Source organism: Lacihabitans sp. CS3-21, from assembly GCF_024343675.1.
Taxonomy (GTDB): Bacteria; Bacteroidota; Bacteroidia; order Cytophagales; family Spirosomataceae; genus Leadbetterella.
In genome coordinates, this window is record NZ_RJUD01000097.1 from 146,175 (window position 1) to 168,298 (window position 22,124).

At 36.8% G+C, this 22,124-nt stretch carries 18 protein-coding genes; 7 read left to right on the forward strand and 11 right to left on the reverse strand.

Going from position 1 to position 22,124, the window contains the following annotated elements; translation table 11 throughout:
* The first annotated feature begins 8 nt into the window (after positions 1–8).
* The 6 genes from EGI24_RS15185 (at position 9) to EGI24_RS15210 (ending at position 7,436) form a co-directional block, all read left to right on the forward strand.
* Complete coding sequence (locus EGI24_RS15185) at positions 9–2,351, forward strand: prolyl oligopeptidase family serine peptidase (RefSeq protein WP_255049323.1); 2,343 nt, start codon at positions 9–11, stop codon at positions 2,349–2,351.
* A 58-nt stretch (positions 2,352–2,409) separates the two neighbouring features.
* The gene (locus tag EGI24_RS15190) at positions 2,410–3,966 is read left to right on the forward strand and encodes a putative maltokinase (RefSeq protein ID WP_255049324.1); all 1,557 of its coding nucleotides are present in this window, start codon (positions 2,410–2,412) and stop codon (positions 3,964–3,966) included.
* On the forward strand, positions 3,963–4,790 hold the full coding sequence (locus tag EGI24_RS15195) for a hypothetical protein (protein WP_255049325.1): 828 nt from the start codon (positions 3,963–3,965) through the stop codon (positions 4,788–4,790). Before EGI24_RS15190 ends, EGI24_RS15195 begins: the two co-directional genes overlap by 4 nt.
* A 78-nt stretch (positions 4,791–4,868) precedes the next feature.
* Entirely contained in the window at positions 4,869–5,552 is a 684-nt protein-coding gene (locus EGI24_RS15200) for a response regulator transcription factor (RefSeq protein WP_255049326.1), read from the forward strand.
* A gap of 57 nt (positions 5,553–5,609) precedes the next feature.
* The gene (locus EGI24_RS15205; RefSeq protein ID WP_255049327.1) at positions 5,610–6,656 is read left to right on the forward strand and encodes a cell wall metabolism sensor histidine kinase WalK; all 1,047 of its coding nucleotides are present in this window, start codon (positions 5,610–5,612) and stop codon (positions 6,654–6,656) included.
* 27 nt (positions 6,657–6,683) lie between these two features.
* Entirely contained in the window at positions 6,684–7,436 is a 753-nt protein-coding gene (locus EGI24_RS15210; RefSeq protein WP_255049328.1) for an RluA family pseudouridine synthase, read from the forward strand.
* Positions 7,437–7,438: 2 nt separating this feature from the next.
* Here EGI24_RS15210 and EGI24_RS15215 read toward each other — a convergent pair whose 3' ends face one another.
* The 9 genes from EGI24_RS15215 to glyA all read right to left on the reverse strand — a co-directional run bounded on the left by EGI24_RS15215 (position 7,439) and on the right by glyA (position 17,712).
* Positions 7,439–8,818: an alkaline phosphatase family protein gene (locus EGI24_RS15215; protein ID WP_255049329.1), complete on the reverse strand. Its 1,380-nt coding sequence runs from the start codon at positions 8,816–8,818 to the stop codon at positions 7,439–7,441.
* 85 nt (positions 8,819–8,903) lie between these two features.
* Positions 8,904–10,103 carry a metabolite traffic protein EboE gene (gene eboE, locus EGI24_RS15220; protein ID WP_255049330.1) on the reverse strand — a complete coding sequence of 400 codons (1,200 nt, stop codon included), beginning with the start codon at positions 10,101–10,103 and terminating at the stop codon, positions 8,904–8,906.
* A gap of 66 nt (positions 10,104–10,169) precedes the next feature.
* The gene (locus EGI24_RS15225; RefSeq protein WP_255049331.1) at positions 10,170–11,318 is read right to left on the reverse strand and encodes a 3-dehydroquinate synthase; all 1,149 of its coding nucleotides are present in this window, start codon (positions 11,316–11,318) and stop codon (positions 10,170–10,172) included.
* A 41-nt stretch (positions 11,319–11,359) separates the two neighbouring features.
* Positions 11,360–12,241, reverse strand: coding sequence for a UbiA-like protein EboC (gene eboC / locus EGI24_RS15230; RefSeq protein ID WP_255049332.1), 882 nt, complete (start codon positions 12,239–12,241; stop codon positions 11,360–11,362).
* Between the two features lie 7 nt (positions 12,242–12,248).
* A complete protein-coding gene (locus tag EGI24_RS15235; RefSeq protein WP_255049333.1) occupies positions 12,249–13,268 on the reverse strand; it encodes a TatD family hydrolase in 1,020 nt (339 codons plus the stop codon).
* A 22-nt stretch (positions 13,269–13,290) separates the two neighbouring features.
* Positions 13,291–14,103 carry an EboA domain-containing protein gene (locus EGI24_RS15240; RefSeq protein WP_255049334.1) on the reverse strand — a complete coding sequence of 271 codons (813 nt, stop codon included), beginning with the start codon at positions 14,101–14,103 and terminating at the stop codon, positions 13,291–13,293.
* 239 nt (positions 14,104–14,342) lie between these two features.
* Positions 14,343–15,449, reverse strand: coding sequence for an AI-2E family transporter (locus EGI24_RS15245; protein WP_255049335.1), 1,107 nt, complete (start codon positions 15,447–15,449; stop codon positions 14,343–14,345).
* Positions 15,446–16,318, reverse strand: a complete 873-nt coding sequence (tatC, locus tag EGI24_RS15250) for a twin-arginine translocase subunit TatC (RefSeq protein ID WP_255049336.1) — start codon at positions 16,316–16,318, stop codon at positions 15,446–15,448. Before tatC ends, EGI24_RS15245 begins: the two co-directional genes overlap by 4 nt.
* A gap of 101 nt (positions 16,319–16,419) precedes the next feature.
* The gene (gene glyA, locus EGI24_RS15255) at positions 16,420–17,712 is read right to left on the reverse strand and encodes a serine hydroxymethyltransferase (protein ID WP_255049337.1); all 1,293 of its coding nucleotides are present in this window, start codon (positions 17,710–17,712) and stop codon (positions 16,420–16,422) included.
* A 423-nt stretch (positions 17,713–18,135) separates the two neighbouring features.
* On the opposite strand from glyA, the gene EGI24_RS15260 reads away from it, so the two are divergent.
* Positions 18,136–18,807 carry a DUF6962 family protein gene (locus tag EGI24_RS15260; protein ID WP_255049338.1) on the forward strand — a complete coding sequence of 224 codons (672 nt, stop codon included), beginning with the start codon at positions 18,136–18,138 and terminating at the stop codon, positions 18,805–18,807.
* Here EGI24_RS15260 and EGI24_RS15265 read toward each other — a convergent pair.
* Positions 18,797–19,702, reverse strand: coding sequence for a TIGR01777 family oxidoreductase (locus EGI24_RS15265; protein ID WP_255049339.1), 906 nt, complete (start codon positions 19,700–19,702; stop codon positions 18,797–18,799). The two genes, EGI24_RS15260 and EGI24_RS15265, sit on opposite strands and share 11 nt — an antisense overlap.
* 128 nt (positions 19,703–19,830) lie before the next feature.
* On the reverse strand, positions 19,831–22,119 hold the full coding sequence (locus tag EGI24_RS15270) for a family 20 glycosylhydrolase (protein ID WP_255049341.1): 2,289 nt from the start codon (positions 22,117–22,119) through the stop codon (positions 19,831–19,833).
* Positions 22,120–22,124 lie beyond the last annotated feature (5 nt).

A 22,124-nucleotide genomic window follows, 5' to 3' on the forward strand; every position in this document is an offset into this window, starting at 1 on the left:
ATAAATCAATGAAAATCAAACTAATGGCTCTGTTGAGCTTCTGCTTTTTAGGTGTATTTGCACAGTCTAAACTCTCGGTAGACAAAATCATGCAAGATCCAAAATGGATTGGGACATCGCCTTCTAATATTTCTTGGTCAGAAGATAGTAAAAACATTTATTTCAACTGGAATCCAGAGAAAAACTTAGGTGATTCGCTTTATGCATATAATTTACAAATTCAAAAAACGGAGAAACTTTCTGTAAAGCAAAGAGAAAAGCTTTCTCCAACTGGTGCATATTCAAATGACCAAACTAAGAAAGTTTTTGTAAAAGAAGGCGATTTGTATTTGCAATTTTTGCGTACTAACCTTGTAAAAAGATTAACGAAAACGGTTGATATAGAGTCTTTACCAGAGTTTTCTCTTGACGATGAAACTATAATTTTCAGAAGAGGCCAAAATTTATATGCCCAAAATATCAATGATGGATTTGTAAAACAATTGACTGATTTTCAATCCGGTTCAAAAGCTTCTGAAAAGAAAAAAACAGAAGAAGAGCTTTGGTTAGAAAAAGATCAGGTAGAATTATTTGATGTGCTTGAAGAAAGAAAAAATAAAGAAACACAAGCCAAAAAGAACAATCCACCCAAAAAAGGACTAAAAAAGATATATCTGGACGACAAAAGACTAGGAGGTTTGCAAGTGAGTCCAAATCTAAATATGTTGATTTATAGTGTTTTGGAAACACCAAAGACACAAAAGAACACCATAGTGCCAAATTATGTAAATGCATCGGGATACACCGAGGATATTCCAGGTAGAAACAAAGTAGGCTCTCCACAAATGACTTCAGAATCTTATTTGTTCAATGCTTTGGCCGATACCGTTTTCAAGATTTCGTCAAAAGGTTTGCCTGGTTTGGAAAAATTTCCAGAATATTTCAAAGATTATCCGAAAATTGATAGTGTTACAAAAGCGAAAGGTCGTGTGGTGCAGTTCTCCAATTTTACCTGGTCGCCGATGGGAACAAACTTGGTGGCAGAAGCAAGAACGGTGGATCATAAAGACCGTTGGATCGTAAAAGTTGACATGTCAACTGGACGAGTTCAAAGTTTAGATCATCAAAGAGATGAGGCTTGGATTGGCGGACCAGGCATTTCTAACTTTGCAAGCACCTTGGGTTTTTTAGATGAAAACACCATTTTTTTTCAATCAGAAGAAACAGGATATGCTCACCTTTATAGATTCGATTTGACGGCTAAAACTAAAGTAGCCCTAACATCTGGTAAATTTGAGGTGCAAAAGGTAGCTTTATCTCAAGACAAAACCAAGTTTTTTATTACCACCAATCAGGTTCATCCAGGCGAACAACATTTTTATCATTTATCAGTAGATGGCACTAAGCTTACGAAAATAACCGAATTGACAGGTGCTCATGAGGTGACAATTTCACCCGATGAGAAACAACTGGCCATTAGATATTCGTATTCAAACAAGCCATGGGAGTTGTATTTACAAAAAAACGAAGCTGGAGCAGTTTCTGAAAAAATTACAAACTCACTTACAGCTGATTTTCAGGCTTATCCATGGAGAGATCCGAAAATTATTACTTTTAAAGCGTCTGATGGACAGGAAATATATGGTAGAATTTATGAGCCAACCGCCAAAGGCAAAAAAGCAGGAACAAAGCCTGCTGTAATATTTGTACATGGTGCTGGCTATCTACAAAATGCCCACAAATGGTGGAGTAGCTATTTTAGAGAATATATGTTTCATAACCTTTTGACTGATTTGGGTTATACAGTTTTGGATATAGACTACAGAGCATCAGCAGGTTATGGTCGAGATGTAAGAACTGGTATATACAGACACATGGGCGGCAAAGATTTGTCAGATCATGTTGATGCGGCTCAATATTTGGTTAAAAATTATGGCGTTGATTCCAAAAAAATTGGAATTTATGGTGGTTCTTATGGTGGTTTTATTACACTTATGGGGCTTTTTACAGCACCAGATGTATTCAAGGCTGGAGCTGCACTTAGACCTGTTACAGATTGGGCCGCCTACAACCATGGATACACATCGAATATCCTCAATACACCCCAAACTGACAGTATTGCATATCACAAAAGCTCGCCCATATATTTTGCCAGTGGACTAAAGAATAACCTATTGATTTGTCATGGTGTCGTAGATGTTAATGTCCATTATCAAGATGTTGTTCGTTTGAGTCAGCGTTTGATAGAATTGAAGAAAGATAATTGGGAGCTTGCATCTTATCCTGTTGAAGACCATGGCTTTGTGGAGCCGAGTTCGTGGACAGATGAGTACAAAAGGATATTGAAACTTTTCGAGGAGAAATTGAGATAAATGCTTTTTTATTCTCAAATCTCCTATTAATTTGTTGAAAAATACTTGACCGAAAATTATGTCAAAATTTGTTTTACAGCTCGACTGGGAAGGTTTTGAAAAGGACAAATATGTTCACACCGTTTTAGAGGATAATTTATTGCCCGACTATTTTGTCAAATGCCGATGGTTTGCTGGGAAAGCACGCAAGAATTGGCGTCTAAAAATTACCAAGGTAGTAAGAATGACCGATGAAGAAAAGCAGTTTTTCTTCAGCATCATATCTGTGAAATATCCGGAGGGCGACAATGAGACCTATATGTTTCCTTTGTCTTTTGTTGAAAAAACGTTTGCAGACTTGCCAGAAAAGGCGATTATTAGTCCGGCCACACTCGAAGATAAAGAGGGCTATTTGGTTGAGGCTGTTTTTGATATTGCTTTTAGAGAGGCTATTTTTCATAATATAGTGGCTAACAACGGTATCCTTCAGATAGACAATGACTTACTGAAATTTGAAAAGGGGAAAGGCTTGGAAGATGAGACGGCTGCTGAAAGTGTGATTCCTGAAATAGATTCTAGCAATACAGCCTTTGTTTTTGGCGAAAAATATTTTTTTAAATTATACCGTAAGCTCTTCAGCGAAACCAATCCTGAGGTGGAAATGGTGCAGTTTATCACACAAAACTCAGATTTTAAGAACATTCCTAGGTTTTGTGGAAGCGTTACATTAGAAAGAAAATTGGAAAGCGACATCACTTTCGGTTTACTGGTGGAGGTCATTTCTAACGAAAAAGACAATTGGTCAAAAACCGGCGATTATCTCAACGAATTCATGTTTGCTTTTGTTGACGGTAATTTCCAAGTTAAAGAAAATGTTTTTGAAAAAGTGGCCCTTTTGGGGGTAAGAACAGCTCAAATGCACGATGCCCTTTTCAGTATTCATGGCGATGAGGGTTTTAGAGCAGATAATTTCGACAGACCTTACCGTAGATTTATTCACCAAAAAGTAGAAGATTTGCTCGAACATCGCTACAATCTTTTGACAGATAATTATTTGTCACTTGACGAAGCTTCGCAGATTTTGGCTTGGAAATTTATGGAGGCCAAAGACTTGATTTTGGATTTTGTGGATCAAATTCTTACAAGGCCAATTGAATCATTCCGAACGAGAATCCATGGTGATTACCACCTCGGGCAGGTCTTAGTTTGTGAAGAAGACTTGGTTATTATCGATTTTGAAGGTGAGCCTGAAAGCACCATTTCAAGCAGAAAAGTGAAGCATTCACCTCTGAAAGACGTCGCTGGGATGATTCGTTCTTACCATTATGCTGTTTCGGCCAAATTGTTTAACAGTCCTGAAACCATGGAATTAGACGAAAAAGTACTTCAAAGAGCAACCGATAGGTGGTATAAACTCATGAGAGATACCTATTTGGAAGAATACCTTGGGTATTTTGGGCCTTTGCATCCGCTTTTGAAGAACAACAACGAGATCAATTATTTATTGCAATTTCATTTATTAGAAAAAGCGGTTTATGAGTTGGGTTATGAGTTAAATTATCGTCCAGGTTGGGTGAAAATTCCCTTGAAAGGTATTTTAGACGTGATTTTAGAAATCGAAAAATTGAAAAGATGATTATATATAAACTATATCTTTTTCTTTTTGCTCTCAAAACAGCCACTTGCTCCTGCAATTACGAGGTTAAGAATGCCTTTTTTGTGAAAAGTAAACCTAAAATCGAGAAAACGGGTAAGTTTCCGGTTTGTATTGGTGAAAACTCGGGTTTAAGCAAAGCGTGGCAAGACGGCTATTATTGGACACATAACGATTCTGGTGGTAGCCCAGAACTGTATATGGTGAATGCAGAGGGTTTGATGTTTGATACTTTAGATGTGCCAAATGCTGTTAATATTGATTGGGAAGATCTTGCCAAAGATGACAAAGGCAACCTATATATGGGTGATTTTGGTAATAATTCGAACCGTAGAGATGATTTAACTATTTATAAAAGAGGGTATTATGGTGTGGAAAAAATAAACTTCAAATATGCCGACCAAACTCCTGCAGATACTTCTAATCGAATTTTTGATTGTGAAGCGTTCTTTTGGAAAAACGACTCACTTTATCTATTTACTAAAAGTTGGAACAAGGGCAAAAAACTCACTAAACTATATGTTTTGCCAGATAAATCTGGTGAATATTCGGTTTCTCCAAAAGACCAGGTTTACTTTAAGGCTCAGGTAACTGGGGCAGATATTAGTCCGGATGGAACAAAGTATGCTCTTATAACCTATGGAAAATTAATGATTTATGGCATAGAAAACAATCAAATAAACTTTAAGAAGCCTTTGAAATGTATCAAACTTGGTAAGAATCAAACGGAAGCCGTAGTCTTTGAAAACAACTCGAAAATTGTCTTTACCAACGAACAGCGTAAGATTTATTCCATAGAAATTTAACACTGGCTTAACACACCTCAGGTTTAGTTAGTCTACTTTTGTACCAGAATTTTAACGTTCATTTAACAAATAATAAATATGGCTAAAAAAGTACTTGTCATTGACGACGACGCAGACATACTTGAGCTATTGATTTATAATCTAGAAAAAGAAGGTTATGAGGTAAAATCTGCAGCAAATGGCCTTGAGGGCATAGAAGCAGCCAAACAATTTATGCCAGATTTGATATTGATGGATATTATGATGCCCATTATGGATGGCATTGAAGCCGGAAAAATCATCAAAAGCACAGAAAAACTAAAACACATACATTTACTTTACCTTACAGCCAGAGCTGAAGAATATTCTGAAGTGGCCGCATTCGAAGTAGGGGCAGACGATTATCTTACCAAGCCTATAAAACCACGTGCACTTTTAAGTAGAATAAATGCTTTTTTTAGAAAGGAAACCCAAAAAAGTTCAGACGAAGGAGTTTTGCATATTGCAGGATTGACGATAAACAAGGAGACTTATTCTGTCACCAAAGAAGATGGTTCGGTCGTTGTTTTACCTAAAAAAGAATTTGAAATTCTACATTATCTAGCCACAGTTCCTAATAAAGTTCAGTCAAGAGAAAGCTTACTTCAGAAGATTTGGGGTTCAGATGTTTTTGTTGTTGAACGTACCATTGACGTTCACATTCGTAAAGTCAGAGAAAAAATTGGCGACCAATATATTGGCACGCTCAAGGGCGTAGGATATATGTTTAAGACAGATAATTAGCATAAAATTTGCTTTATAGCCTATAAAACCCCAATTTCGTTGTGCTAAAGATTACGTATGTTCTTATCGCCTAGGTGGATTTCTCTTTTTGCATCGCTACTTGTTTCTAGTATTACTACTGGCTTCCTGAGTTTTGTACCTGAGGTAAACTTGGCTATGTTATTTATTGCAGCCATTGGTAGTTTCTTTTCTACCTTCTTTTTTATGTTTTATATCATTGACTTACTGGTATTTAAAGAAGTAAATGAGATTTATGCTAGCATCCAAAAACTCAAAATTCGCGACTTCGATATTTCAAGAAAATCACTACTGAAAAGCGTAAACCCACTCAAAAAACTCAATAGGGAAATTTCTAATTATGTCAGCAAAAAACAAGAGGAGATTGATGAGCTAAAACGGATGGAGATTTTCCGAAGGGAGTTTTTGGCTGACGTTTCTCATGAACTAAAAACCCCCATTTTTGCAGCTCAGGGCTTTGTACATACGCTTATTGATGGTGCATTAGAAGATCCAGTTATAGCCGAAAGATTCTTGAAAAAAGCCGCCAAAAGCCTAGATGGTTTGGATATTCTGGTAAGAGACCTTGTGGTGCTTTCCCAGGTAGAAACCGGCGACATAAAAATGATATTTGGAGCTTTTGATATTTTAGAATTGGTCAAAGAGATATTCGAACAGCTTGAAAATAAGGCCAATAAAAGAAACACAACGTTGGTATATAAACCCAAAGACCTGAGAGAATGTTGGGTGTATGGAGATAAGCAACGCCTGTCTCAAGTGCTGATAAACTTGATAGATAACGCGATAAAATATGGCCGTGATAACGGTAAAGTATTGGTTGAACTCAATGCAGAAAACAAGAAAGTAGAAATAGTTATAGAAGATAATGGTCCGGGCATTCCACAAGATCAACTCCCTAGGATATTTGAACGTTTTTATAAAGTTGACAAAAGTCGATCACGAGAAGTAGGTGGTACAGGATTGGGCTTGGCCATCGTAAAACATATCTTAAACGCCCACGATTCTACCATAAACGTAACCTCAAAAATAGACAAAGGCACAAGATTTACGTTCCATTTGGCCAAACCACCCAAGGAAATTGCGTAGCTTTGTACTGTAATAACAAACGGCAGGATGGATTTAAGTAGGTTTAAAAAAGCACCAAAGAATTTAGATTTTAAAGAGTTAGTGATTTTTGAGAATGATAACTATATGGTTATCAATAAACCGCCATTTGTACCTTCGTTAGACGAACGCACCGCCGATCGCTCTATAAGCATTCTGAAACTTGCCCGCGAAACTTACGGAGATGTGCAGCTTTGCCATAGATTAGACAAAGAAACTTCTGGAGCGTTGGTCATTGCAAAAAATCCTGAGGCATACCGAAACCTCGCCATGCAGTTTGAGCACCGTGAAGTGCAAAAAGAATATCACGCCGTGGTAAATGGTTTGCATGATTTTGATTCTATCTCTGTCTTTTTGCCCATAGCACCACTAAAAGACGGCACCGCAGTAAGAATAGACAAGGCAAAAGGCAAAATGGCCGAAACGATATTCTTTACCATCAGAAAATATACGAGACACACTTTGGTGAAGTGTATTCCTATCACAGGTCGTATGCACCAGATACGTGTTCACTTGCAATGTCTCAAAGCCCCAATTGTTTGTGACCCTACTTATGGCGGCGAAATGGTTTTCCTTTCAGACATCAAACGAAAGTTTAACCTTAAAAATGACACCGAAGAACTACCCTTGATGAAAAGAGTGGCCCTACACGCCCACACCATCAAGTTTCATGACTTGGACGGTCAAGTAATAGAAGCCACTGCCCCATACCCCAACGATTTCGAAGTTTTGGTAAATCAGCTGGAGAAGTTTGCTAGGTGAATTTATTCTTTTATTTTTCCAAAAACACTCTTCCAAATAACAGAATAAACATCCGTGGCGGCTATCTCTTTTTGGTTAATAACTTGATTAGTAATGAGTACGGGGTAGTATTCTTTGTCAATGTCTAAAGAGCCGTGTGAGCCTTTAATGAGCGTAGCGTCTAATGGAATTACGTCCATTCGGTATCTAAATCCGAGGAGTTTTCTGGCCAATTTATAGGCTGCTCGTAGTTTTATAAAAGGATTTGCGGGATTCATGAACATCTCCACAGGATCGTAGCCAGGTTTGTTGTGTATGTCCACACTTCTTGCAAAGTCAGGAGCGAGTTTGTCATCGTTCCAATAATAATAGGTAAACCAGCTATCGGCTTTGGCCATCAATATGAAATCTCCAGCCCTCTCGTGGTTGATATGATGCTCTTGCTTTTCGTTTTCATCCATTACCAACTTTACACCTTCTATTTTTTTCAAAATACTTTTTACACGGGACTTTTCTTTCGGGTCGTTTACATAAATGTGGGCTATTTGGTGGTCTGCCACTGCAAAAGCTTTTGAAGCTCCAGCATCTAATAGTTCATGTCCGGCTTCCACACGTATGGCCAATAAACCGTTTTCTCGTAAAATTCTGTTGATATGAATTGGTCGTGAAACGTTGTTAATGCCATATTCAGAAAGCAAAATGATGTTGGCATTTTGCTGCTCATAGTAAGTTACCAATTCTTCAACAAGAGCATCTATTTCATTTAATTCTTTGGCTATTTTAGAGAAATCAGTCCCGAATTTCTGCATACAGTAATCCAAATGCGGCAAATAAATAAGTGTGAGCGTGGGGTCATTTTCTCTATCTACCTCCATAGAAGCATTTGCTATCCATTTGGAGCACTCAATATTGGCTCCTGGTCCCCAAAATTTAAACAACGGAAATGTTCCAAACTTCTTTTGGAGTTTATCTCTCAAGTCAGCCGGGTAAGAATAACAATCAGGCATTTTTACACCATCCGAATGGTATTGTGGGCGAGGAGTCACTGAAAAATCGGCTGAGGAGTACATGTTGTACCACCAGAACATTTTCGAACTTGTAAAATTGGGATTTTTGCGTTTGGCGGCATCCCAAATTTTTTCGCCATGTACCAATTTGTTGGATTGCTTCCAGAATTTTATTTCAGAAGCCTCGTGGTCATACCATCCATTGCCCACAATGCCATGTTCTGCGGGTGTCTTTCCAGTCACGTAACAACTTTGTGCGGTAGTTGTAACTGCTGGAAATGCTGGTTTTATGTGCGTAAGGTTATTTTTGGAAATATATTTTTGCAAAAAAGGCGTATGCTCACCAATCACACTTGTACTCAATCCTACAATATCAATTACTACTGTTTTTTGCATTTATTTCTATATTTTACCAAAAAATACCTCTATTTATTCAATCACTGAATCATTCAAAATAATAATCATTCATTCCTTAATTCATTCAATCATTGAGAAGCCCCTTTACCCAATTGATTTCTCTTATAATCGATTCATTAAGAGGAGCTTGGAACTCAGTTGGCAAAACTCCCCAAGTGTAAGTTTCGATTTCAAGATGATGTGTAAATGGCATGTTTTTATGCACTCTGATTGTTTCTACAATGTCTGATTGTGTTGATCCCAGCAAACCATAATTCTCCAAGAATAGTGGAACATGAAAATGCACCCGCCATTCACTGATGTTTTCATGAAAACCAGCGATAGCCTCGGATAGATCAGGAAATTTCAAGAAACTTCCGTCTTTTTGTAGTGCCACCACTTGGTGCAAATATGTGGGTTCGTTATATTGGGCTATCGTTTTAAGTTTTTCGTCTGCATTTTCAGAAAAATCGACTTTTACCGCTGAACTTATTTGGATTTTTCCCACTTTAAGTCCTTCATTATCAAGTTTATTGATAACATCTTGCGGATTTTCAAAACCAACTGCGAAATGACAAACATCATAGCAAAGCGTTATGTGTTTTTTGATTAAAGAAATAGCATCCTCGGCTGAATATCCCTTGTTGGCTAGATGTTTAATTCCCATTGGAAGCAAATATGCCTTGTACCAATTGATGAATTCATCCGAATTTTCTAAAATACCATCGGGTTCTGGCTCAATGTCTAAATGCAGTATTTTCCCAGTTTTTTCGAAAATATCTATCAAAACTTCAACGACCAATAAAATATTTTTTGTAGCTGTTTGGGTTGCATTCTCTAAACTTTCGAGCGTATTCCACCAAAAACGATAGGAGAGAGGTGAGGTTGAGATTCCACCTTCTTCTAGGTTTTCGGGCAATAATTTGGCTAAAAGCTCAAAAATTCTGATGGTATAATCAGTCCGATCTTTGGTGGTCCAGTCGGGTGCGTGTACTTGGTCTTTTACTACCACGTTGTGGAAATTTCCGTACGGAAATCCGTTCATCGTAAAAACATAAACTTCGTTTGCTTCAAGCCAATTTTTAAAATCCTCAAAATTCTCATTTTCGGATAAATCTATGCTGGCTTGGTTGGCCAGTCTAAGTCCGAGTCCCATGGGTTCTATCGGACAAACCGCAGCTTTTATTTCTGGAATGCTGGTTTTAAGTACCGAAAAATGCTCTTTCCAGTCTTCTCCTGGGTGAATATTGCTGCAATAGCTGAGTTGGCCAAATGCTGTTTTCATAGTTTTAAGATTTACCGCATGATTGCTATTACGCAAGGTCTTTAATCTGTTTTTTTTACAAAAGTTTTAGTAATTCAATTTTTCAAGTTCATCTACCGCTTGTTTCATCGCCTCAAAATCGACTTCGTGAATTTCTTTCCCTTTGCCCAATTTCTCCAAAATCGTAATAGTCAATTCGCCTCCCAAATGCTCTCTGAATTCATTTAAACCTTCCCAAAGATTCAATTTGTCATTTTCTCCAAGTGCAGTGTGAAACAATGTAAAGCCCAGTTTTTTAAGTAAAATAAGGATTCTATCTACCTCTTGCTGAGTAATAAGACCGAGTATTTTGGAATAAACAGAATCTAAAGCAATTCCAATAGCAACTGCCTCACCATGTCGGATTTCGAAATTGGTCAAATATTCCAATTTGTGAGCGGCCCAGTGTCCAAAATCAAGCGGTCTAGCAGAACCCAGTTCAAACGGATCACCACTAGAAATGTGATTGGTATGTAGAGCAGCTGAGCGGAAAATCTGCTCGCTCATTACCTCCATATTTCGGTTTGCCATGGCTTCGGCATTGGCTTCTAACCATTCAAAAAAAGGCAAATCTTTAATTAAAGCAACTTTTACGGCTTCCGAAATTCCCGATCGCCAATCTCTATCCGAAAGGCTCTTTAGGAAATTTGAATCATTAAACACAGCAACAGGTGGAGCAAAGGTGCCTAAGAAATTCTTTTTTCCAAGAAAATTAACGCCATTTTTTACTCCAACTCCAGAATCATTTTGAGAAAGAACTGTTGTAGGAATTCTGATATGTTTTACCCCGCGATGAGCAATACAAGAAGCATAGCCCACCATGTCCAAAAACGCCCCTCCACCAATGGCTGCCACAAACGAATGCCTATCTATACCATGCTCATTGATGGCCAAAAGAGCTTTTTCGAGATATTGTGGGTCGTTTTTTACGAACTCACCGCCAGGCAGAACTATTATTTCTTCAACCAGTGTAATATTTTGGATGGTCTGAAAATAAGTAGCGATATTTTCTTGAAGATATTTATGATTTTCAGAGACACCTGCGTCTATTAAAAATAATATTTTTTTATGGAAACTACTGTCCCCAAAGTTTTCAAGAAAGTTTTTAAATTCTTGATTATCAGTAGAAAAAAGGTGTTCAGTGAAAACAATATTAAAACTGAACGGAACCTCAAAGGCCTGTCTTATAAACTTCATTTAGGATTGAATAAAAATAAAATACTCCTCATATCAGCAACTTATGTTACAGCAAAAACTTTTGCTAGTTTTATCGATATCGGAAGTAAAATTAGTACAAAAAGAGCAATAACAAAATTGCCCGAAACAGACACCCAAGCTGCATCCATCACTATTAAAGCCAACACGCCAGCCTTTACAGCCTTGCCTATATTTGGCCCTATTGGGTTTGATATGGCTTTTACTAAGGGTTTAAAAATCAAATAAATATGAAGTCCAACAAAAATAAGCGTTAGCCATAAATTGTCTAACCTGTAAGAAATTACTAACTGCGAAATACTCACAGTGACATACAAAAACGCCGCAAAATATAAAGTGCTTTTATTTCCCCCATGTACTTCGCCTCTGCTAATCATCGTAATAGCCGCAATATAACAGACTGGTAAAATGCCAAGCCACCACCATTCTGTAACGGTATTGGGAACGATGGACATGCCCAAAATGAGATTTCCCCCTCGACAAAGCCCCATGTTAATCGGCCCCAAAAATGAATGATGTTTGCCATATTTATCATAAATAAGTGCCGAAAAGGCTACTAATAAGGCTATTACCCCACTCAATGAATTATTCAAAAATCCTGCAATAATTCCTATCAAAAGAAGCATGCTTCCGAAAATCCAGGCGTTTTTTAAACTTATCTTTCCACTAGGAATAGCTCTTTCAGGACGTTCGATCTTGTCTAATTCCAAATCAAAAATATCATTGAAAACTATCCCTCCTCCGTATAATCCAATTGTAGAAATACATAGAAGTATTGTTCCAATAGGATTTAGCATTGCAATTGGAGTGGCAAAACTCGCAATGGCAACACCTGCCAAAATATCAGCGATTGCTGTAACTATGTTGGCAGGACGAGATAGTTGTAAATATGCTTTTATTTTCAAAATAAACTTAGCTAATGAAAATAGAATTTTTGTCAACCCTTGGAATCTGTCCTCCTCTTAAAACGGTGTTTCCATTAAACTTCAAACTTTGGTCAATTTCTTGAGGTGTTTCGAAGTCAGAAACGTTGATTTGTCCACTTTGTGCGAAGGCATCAATAGCGTTTTGGTAGCAAACCAACTTTATGGCTTCGTCTGAAATGCCCATGATTTTCATCAATGCGGCTGTTTTGGGCACAGCTAAAGGATCACTGATTCCCCAGTCTGCCGCCGAATTTATCATGATACGTTCAGGACCATATTTTTTTACCAATTCTACCATGCGTTCATTGCCCATTTTTGTAAAAGGATAAATGGTAAATGCAGCCCAGAAACCTTTGTCCAAAACACTTTCGACTGTTTCTTCATTGTTGTGGTCAATGATGACCATTCTCGGATCAATACCATGTTCTAAAGCGATTGACATGCTCAATTCTGTTCCTTTCTTTTTGTCTCGGTGTGGTGTATGTACTTGCACTGGTAAACTAGCCTCTTTTGACATTTCTAGTTGCTGACGATAATATTTTTCTTCGGCCGCAGTTTGGTCATCAAAGCCAATTTCTCCAACTCCTACTACGCCTTCTTTGTAAAGAAACAAGGGTAGTATTTCCATAACTTCCTCAGCTAGAGCTTCGTTATTTGCCTCTCTAGAATTCAAACCGATGGTGCAATAGTGCTTAATGCCAAATTGTGATGAACGAAAACGCTCCCATCCTACTAAACTGCTGTAATAATCTTTAAAAGATGCCAAACCTGTTCGGGGTTGTCCAAGCCAAAATGCGGGCTCTATGATGGCCACCACACCAGCATCTACGAGGGCAGTATAGTCATCGGTCGTTCTTGAGGACATATGAATATGTGGGTCAAAGAATTTCATCCCTTTAACATAGTCCATGTAGTTGGCCTGAATGGTTTTAGACATTTCATGCTCTTCGGCGGTACCTTCAAAGTGTGAAGGGTTTTGTTTTATTTCTGATTCTTTTTGGCACATTTCAATAAGGGATTTTCTTAAATTAACATTCTAAAGAACTCCAAGTAAGATTCTTAGTTTTATCTTTTAAATCAGCATGTATTTCTAGCTTACTTTTGGCAGTTTCAAATTCACTGTATTTACAAACCAATGCTGCAGCAATTTGATCGTTCTGACTTTCTGAATCAAACAACCTTTTTATATCTTCAAAAATTGTTTCATCTAAATATTTAACTACTAATCTCCACGCTTGAGGAGGGATTGACCTACCTGCCGCCCAACGCTCATGTGCTAGGTTTGAAATTGAAGTAGCCAATTCTTTATTGGCTCTTTCATCTAATCCCAAAATTCTTTGAATTGGTTTGTCGTTGAAAATACATTTTAAAACTAACTGGTTCCAAGCCAATTCAGAGAAATATTCTTGCGGATAAGGATTTTTGAAGGCGATAGCATCAAATACCACTCCTATGTTGGTTCTTACTGCATCGGTGGCTCGTAAAAGCCATGTTTCAGGGTTTTCAAGAAAAACCAAGGATGATATCAAAGCTACTGCTTCGTTATTTTCAGCCGTTTCAAAAAGCGTATGGAGTGTTTTGGTGTAAACTTCTTTGTGTAAATCACTTAAACTTGCTAAAAAATAAGCCCTCACCAATTTATCCAATGTCCAAGTTTTGAAGTCAACTCCATTCAGTGTCTCAAATGTATTTATAGGGGTTTTGCTGATAAATCGAGGTGTTGCAACAAATGCTGTTTGTAAAGATTGCAAACTACCACTGGCTTTTGTTTCAATCCAATTGAGCTCTTTTTGAGAGGCATTGGCCTTTATAATCTCAAAAAGATTATCCTTTGCGTTCATTTTTTTGTTGTACTATTAGCGTTCTTTTTCCTATGATTTTATTGTTCAAATATACTCATAAATTGATTTTATTATCCTTAATAATAGACAAAATTCGAGTCTTTGTAGAAGTATTTTTTAGATAATATTTTGAATTATTTTTTTTGAAATAATAATATCAAAAATGGCAGAATAGTATGAGATTCTGGTCTTAAAATCTCTAGAATTTCAATTGACGAAATCAAAAAATCAGCTCGATATTATTTCCAAAACCCTTTGAAGTCAAAGTTCTTTTTAGTTGCTTGGACGTCTATGTGGTCTGAGTCTCCCAAAAGAAATCCCCAGGCTTTGAGCGACTCTGAAGAATCAAATATGACTTTTATTATGGCGGTAAGAGGCAAAGCCAGAACCAATCCGCTTATACCCCAAAGGTTTCCAAAAAGTAGTAATGACATGATGGCAGCCAAGGAGTTGATGCTGACTTTATTACCCACAATCATAGGCGTGATGAAGTTGCCTTCTAAAAACTGAATAACAAAAAAAGAAGCCGCTACGCCAGCCGGATACCAATAAGAATCTTTGGTAATCAAAGCCACCATAATGGGTAAAGCTGATCCTATGGCAATACCGATGTAAGGTATTAAAACCAAAAAAGAAGCAAAAAAACCAAAAAATAAGGCATGTTCAATTTCTAGAAAGTATAGAGCTCCTGTATTTAAAATACCCACTATTAAAATCACCAGGAGTAATCCAACAATATAGTTTCTTACTACGCCATTTATTTTATTGATAGTGTTAGATATGGTATGTTTGCTACTTGTTCGCATTAATTTATATACGAACGTCTTTAGAAAGTCTCTATAGAGTAAAAATAAAAAAATATAAAGTGGTAATAAAGAGATGTTTAGAAGAAATCCTGATGTTGTACTCAATGTCTGGCCAATAAATTGTGTGCTATTTTTTAGCACTTCAGTCATGTATTTTTGGCTTTCTTTTATCAACTGGTTTTGGTTGATATGGAGATTACGTCTTAGGAGTTTTTCAATGGAAGTTATCCATACTGTACCTTTTTTTTCTACCAAAGGAATTAAGCTTTCCAATTGAATTATTTGAGTATATGAAAAATACACAATTGAGCCCAATATACTTAAAGCAATTATTATAGCTATTAAAATAGCCATGGGCCTAGGTATATGATACTTTTCTAGAAATCTACAGATAGGGTACAATAAGAAAGAGAGAAGTCCCGCAAAAATAAACGGTATAAAAATGTCTTTCAAAATATACAAGGCATAAACCACAATTACCAAAATAATCAATGCGAAAGCAGCATTTTGAACAGGGAATAGGCCTTGTCTTTTTGTCATGATTCCGTTTCTTTTAGTTTCTTATTATAAATTCTTTGAGATACCAATATGCTAATTTCAAATAAGATATAAAGCGGAATAGCCACTAAAACTTGGCTGATCATATCTGGAGAAGGTGTAATGATCGCTGCCACAATAAGAATTATTACGAAAGCATGCTTTCTGTATTCTTTCAAAAATGCCGGAGTAACTATTCCAATACGCGTCAAAACCAAAATTGCCATAGGTAGCTGAAAGGTAACACCACAAGCCAATGTAAGTGTTGCCAATACCGAAATGTAAGACTGTATATCGAATTGATTCTCAATACTTGGGTCGATTTGGAAGTTTACCAAAAAGTTTATGGCAAAAGGAGCAACCACATAATAGCCGAACATAATACCTAAGAAAAACAGTGCAGTCACAAAGAAAACAGATCCTGTTGCGGCTTTTTTCTCTGTAATTTTCAGACCAGGCTTTATAAATCTCCAAATTTCCCAAAAAACATACGGAAACGCTACCAAAAGCCCAACTATCGCCGAAGCAGTAAGTTGCATCATAAACTGACCAGAAACCTCACGACTCATCAATGAGAAGTTGAGTTTTTCTACACAAAGGCTCGGGATACCTACTTTATTGCCCAATTCGCATAGTTTTCTGTAAGTCCAAAAGTCGGGCCTTGAAGGAGCTAAAATGATGAGATTAAAAATCTTACCCATCATCACCCAAGCTGCTATCATAAAGATAAGTATGGCTGCCACAGATCGGATAATGTGCCATCTGAGTTCCTCCAAATGCTCTATAAAAGTCATTTCCTTTTCGACGTGTTCACCAGTATTTTCGTCTTCGTTGTCGTTATAATGTATGTAAGGAGATTGATCTAATGGCATTTGTTTGATTTCTTTATGCAAATGTAATAATTTAATACGCTTCTATAAAACAAAATACCCCATCTAAACATTCAGATGGGGTATTTTTTTGGTTTATGATATTATTTAAATAGTGGAAATCCTGTCATCCACTCATTTACTTCGTTTCTAACACTGGTAATAATTGACTCATTGTCATGATTCATCAAAACTTTGTCTACCAAATCTACCACTCTTACAAAGTCACTTTCTACCAATCCACGGGTGGTCATGGCAGCAGTTCCTACTCTCATTCCCGAAGTAGTCATGGCTGTGGCATCGTCAAAAGGTACCATGTTTTTGTTCACCGTGATATCCGCTTTTATCAACGTATTCTCTGCCAACTTTCCAGTCAATCCTTTCGGACGAAGGTCAATTAGAGCCAAATGGTTGTCTGTTCCGCCAGATATTACACTGTAGCCTTTGTCAACAAATGCTTGTGCCATTACTTTGGCGTTTTTCTGCACTTGTACAGCATAAGCTCCGAAGTCTTCTGTAAGGGCTTCTCCAAACGCAACTGCCTTAGCAGCAATGATATGCTCCAATGGGCCACCTTGTGTACCAGGGAAAACGCCTGAATCTAAAAGTGATGCCATAGATCTCATTTTTCCTTTGGCAGTAATGATTCCAAACGGATTTTCGAAGTCGTTTCTCATCATGATTACACCACCTCTTGTTCCTCTAAGGGTTTTGTGTGTAGTGGTAGTTACAATATGGCAATGATCAAATGGGTCAGCCAATAGTCCTTTTGCAATTAATCCTGCCGGATGAGATATATCGGCTAAAAGCACAGCCCCAACTTTGTCAGCTATGGCTCTTAATCTAGCATAATCCCAATCTCTTGAGTAAGCTGAAGCCCCACAAATAATTAATTTTGGCTTTTCTTTGTTGGCAGTTTCTTCTACGCTGTCCCAATTTATGAGGCCGGTTTCCTTTTCTACACCATAGAAAAACGGTTGAAAGTATTTTCCCGAAATATTTACAGGAGAACCATGAGATAAATGACCTCCATGTGATAAGTCAAATCCTAATATTTTGTCGCCAGGTTGTAAACAAGCCAAAAATACGGCCATGTTTGCTTGAGCACCTGAGTGCGGTTGCACATTTGCCCAAGTTAATTTAAAAAGTTCTTTAAGTCTATCGATTGCAATCTGCTCCACTTCGTCTACCACTTCACAACCGCCATAATATCTTTTTCCTGGCAATCCCTCAGCGTATTTGTTGGTTAGCACACTTCCTGCGGCTTCCATTACTTGTGGTGAAACAAAGTTTTCAGAGGCAATCAGCTCAATCCCATGCAGCTGTCTGTTATGTTCTTTCTGAATTAAATCAAAAATTTGATTGTCTCTTGTCGAAGTAGAATTCAATACTGACATTGATTAATTTTATAATTTAGATTACTCGATTTTTCTAAGCCGCAAAATTAAAACTTCTTTTTCTAGAATAATCTTACATCTAAAAGTTTTTTGGGTTTTTGGCCAAAAAAAAATTAGAATATGCCAACTTCATAGTTAGTCTTCCATTAAATGTGTTAAAATACTGACGGTCTAGTTTTTGTGCATTTTATTAATAAATTCAATTTTACCAATCATCGGACTAGTTTTTTTCTATATTAAAGTTCAGATTTTGCTGCAGACTGCTTTTAGAATTTAGTTTTTTTTAGAAATAAACTACTTAAATTGGCTATTGTAAAATAGTTTTATTAGTTTTATTTATAAACCCTATAATCTATAGTAATTGCTTATTTTCAAAATGAAAACTTTCAATTTGGAGTCAGTGATGAGTGAAACTTAAAAACTATGAATATAATATTGACCCTTTTTGAGAGCCTTTCCTCTATGTTATCAGAGCCGATGACCTCTTTGACAGATTTGCTTCTTTCTATCAGTTGTTTCTATTTTTTCTTCGGTCTTCAAAAGTTCAACGAAGCCAGCATAGGTCAGCAACATTGGCAAAAGTTCTTTCTTTTTCTCGGATTTTCGACCCTTTTAGGGGCTTTGGCACATGGTATTTTTGAAAGACAAAACAATCTTTTTTACAATTCTGTGTGGTTAATTATGCAGATTTCAGCTGGAATTTCCATTTTCTATGCTCAGGCTGCGGCTTTTGGACAGCTGAGCAACCTTAAAGTAAGCAAACTAATGATTTCTTTATCCGTCCTTCAGTTTGTTATTTTTCTGCCGTCAGTATTTTATTTTTTTGATTTCAGGGTGGTTGCTTTTAATTCACTCATAGCCATGACGCAAATGATTGTGGTATTTTTTCCGTCCAAAATCGAGAATTGGGTTTACAAAACATATATAAGTTTCGGTTTTTTTATATCTTTTTTAACGATTTACGTGCACAGTCAAAAGCTTTCATTTTCAAAATGGTTTAATCACAACGACATTTCCCATTTAATAATGTATGTAAGTATTTTATTGATTTTTAGAGGGATAAAGTATCAATGCAAAACCCAAACTACTGACTAATGTTTTTTTTAATCAATAAATCTTTAAGTGCATCTTCGAGATATTCATATTTGATACTAAAGGGAAGCGTTTTTTTATTATGAACTCTGCTGCTTCCTAAAACTACAACAGACATTTCTCCTAGAATCATTTGTAGAACAATAGCTGGGACATTGGGTAAAAATATTTTTCTGTTTAAGATTTCAGCCGCCAATTTTGTAAAGTCTTTGTTACGAACTGGGTTTGGAGCCACGCCGTTTATTATCCCACTGATATTTTCATTTATAATTGATTGGTAGAATATTTCAACTATATCATCTATATGTATCCATGACATCCACTGCTTGCCTGAACCTATTGGCGACCCAGCATAATATTTTATCGGGCGTGTAATTTTAGGCAAAGCACCATCTTCAGGGTCTAAAACGACTCCAGTTCGGATTTTCACAAGCCTTAAATTTAGCTTTTGGGCAAAATCTTCTTCTTCTTTTTCCCATTTTATGCAGCAATGTGCCATAAAATCGCTTCCATTTTCTGATTTTTCATCGTTTTCAGTTTCGCCTGAGTCTCCGCCATAATAACCAATTGCCGAACCTCCCACAATAGCTTTCAAAGTTGATCCTGTTAGTTTTTCAGAGATAAGTTCAAGTGATTTTACTCTACTATCGATGATTTCTTTTTTTCTTTCAGGAGTCCATTTTTTGTCAGCAATGCCTGCACCTGCTAAATGAACAAGTACTTCCACGCCTTCAAAAGCATGAATATCTATAGTTTTGTTGTCCCAAAGAAATTCTTTTGCAGCAGTTTTGTGTGTGATTTTTCGTGTAAGAATATTCACTTGATGTCCTTCTAAAATGAGTCTTTTTGTTAAAGCTTTTCCGATTAGTCCACTACCACCAGTTATTAAAACTTTCATGTTTTTATTTTTACAAACAACCCACTTTAAATGATTGTTTTGAGATTTCTTTTTAAAACCAAACGAGTATGCATAAAAAAAGGGCATTTTTGAATTAAAAATGCCCTCAGTTTTAGTATTGAAATATATTACCTTACCGAAATTTCATCCACAAATAACCATGCTGGAGTTCCTTGTCCTGGATGTCCAGCCGGAAGTTTCCCGTAGTTTTCTGCTATTATTTTTATATATCTAGCGTTATTATTTCCTATAGAAATGTTGAGTTGTTGAACAAAGTTTTCAGTTTTAACTGCGTTGCCCAATTCCATTTTTTTAATAGATTTATAACTTATATTGTCATTCGAAATCAATATTTCGATGTTTTTTGGTGGCATGATCCATGATGAATAAGCTCCTTGAAAGCCTACCGAGACGTTTGAAAAGAAAGTTTTTTGACCTAAATCTAAAGTAAAGTCAAAGTTTGTACCGCTAAAACCAACCCAGGGTTCGTTGCTATTGATATCACCCCTTATGCCATTTGTCAAAGCATATTTTTCTCCTCCTGTATATCTTCTGGGTTCGGTTGCCAATGAATATGATTTACCTGTCGATTTAGAAATTACATAAGATTTTGAAGTAACTGATCCAAGCATTTTGCCTGCTTTTGTAAAATAAGCCGCAGCTATAGTTCTATCGCCAGTTACCGCTATTTTTTTTGAATCTGTGTAAACCAATGATTTTGTATTTGGTTTTGTGCCATCCAGCGTATACCTGATAATACCAGACGGGTCATTTGATTTTAATGAAACCAGCGGTTGATTAAGTTTATTTTTTTCTGTGGCGAATGATACGTTATAGTAAGCCGTTGAATAGTTTACAGCCATTTGGTTCAGCCTTTCAAAATGTTTGGTCATTCTTGTGCCAAAATCCGAGAAGTCTTTTTCTTTGGAGGACCAACCAATTTCAGCTGTGGCAAGTGTTCTCGGAAAAAGCATATATTCAGCTAGTTCTGGCTTTGATATATATTCTGTCCATAAATTTGCTTGTACACCTTTAATGTATTTTGATTCTTCTTCCGTTAGTTCGGGAGAGAAAGGCTCAAATGAATATGTTTTTTCAACGGGAAGAAATCCTCCAATGGCCAAAGGTTCTGTAGCGGGATTGCCTTGGTAGTAATCAAGGTACATGTGGCTATTTGGTGTCATTATCACATCATGTTTTTGTTTGGCAGCGGTAATTCCACCTTCTACACCTCTCCATGACATTACCGTTGCATTTGGTGACAAGCCGCCTTCTAAAATTTCATCCCACCCAATAATTTTTCGACCTTTAGAAGTTACAAATTTGTCAATTCTCCTGATAAAATAGCTTTGGAGTTCATGCTCATCTTTTAAACCCTCTTTTCTCATCAAATCTTGACAAAACTTTGAGTTCTTCCAAGCAGTTTTGGGGCATTCATCACCACCTATATGTATATATTGACTTGGAAATATATCTATTACCTCAGTTAGTACATTTTCAAGAAACTCAAAAGTTTTCTCGTTTGGACAATATACCCTTTCTTCTACACCCCATTTTGTACCCACTTCATACTGTTCTCCAGTACAACCCAGCTCGGGATAGGCAGCAATGGCAGCTAAGGCATGGCCTGGCATTTCTATTTCAGGAACAATGGTCACAAATTTTCTTTGGGCATAGGCCACCAAGTCACGGATTTCATCTTGGGTATAAAAGCCTCCATGTGGTTTTCCATCATATTTTTGATCACGGTAATGACCCAACATAGATTCTTTTCTTATGGAGCCAACTTCGGTCAGTCTAGGGTATTTTTTAATTTCTATCCTCCAACCTTGATCTTCAGTAAGATGCAAATGTAAAACATTGAGTTTGTGAGCGGCTATCACATCAACAAGCTTTTTTATAAAAGATACTGGAAAAAAATACCTTCCTACATCCATCATAACTCCTCGATATTCGAACCTTGGTTGATCTTTAATGGTGCATTCTGGCAAGGAAAGGATTAATTTGGATTGATAGGAGCTGCTTAATACTTCCGTTGGAAAAAGTTGGAGAAGCGTCTGCAAACCATAAAAGTGTCCAATCGGATTAGAAGCTTCAATGTTTACGCCTGATGATGTAACTTTCAAGACATATCCTTCTTTTTCTATTTGGTTATTTTTTGAAAACAAAATCCTGTTTGAACCTTTCCCAGTAACCACGTTCTGCTGTTTGTTAGTCACTATTTTTATGCGAAGGGCTAGCTGCTCAGCCACTTCTTTCGCCTCAAGGTTATCATCAGACACTGCTATCTGAGTATTTTCATTCCAAACAAACTTGCCTTTGCCTTGAACAATACTTTGCGGTTTTGGTATAACGGAAATGGTACTTTGTGCAAAAGCTCCAAAAGAAATTAAAAAAGCCAAAAAGATTTTTTTCATTAATG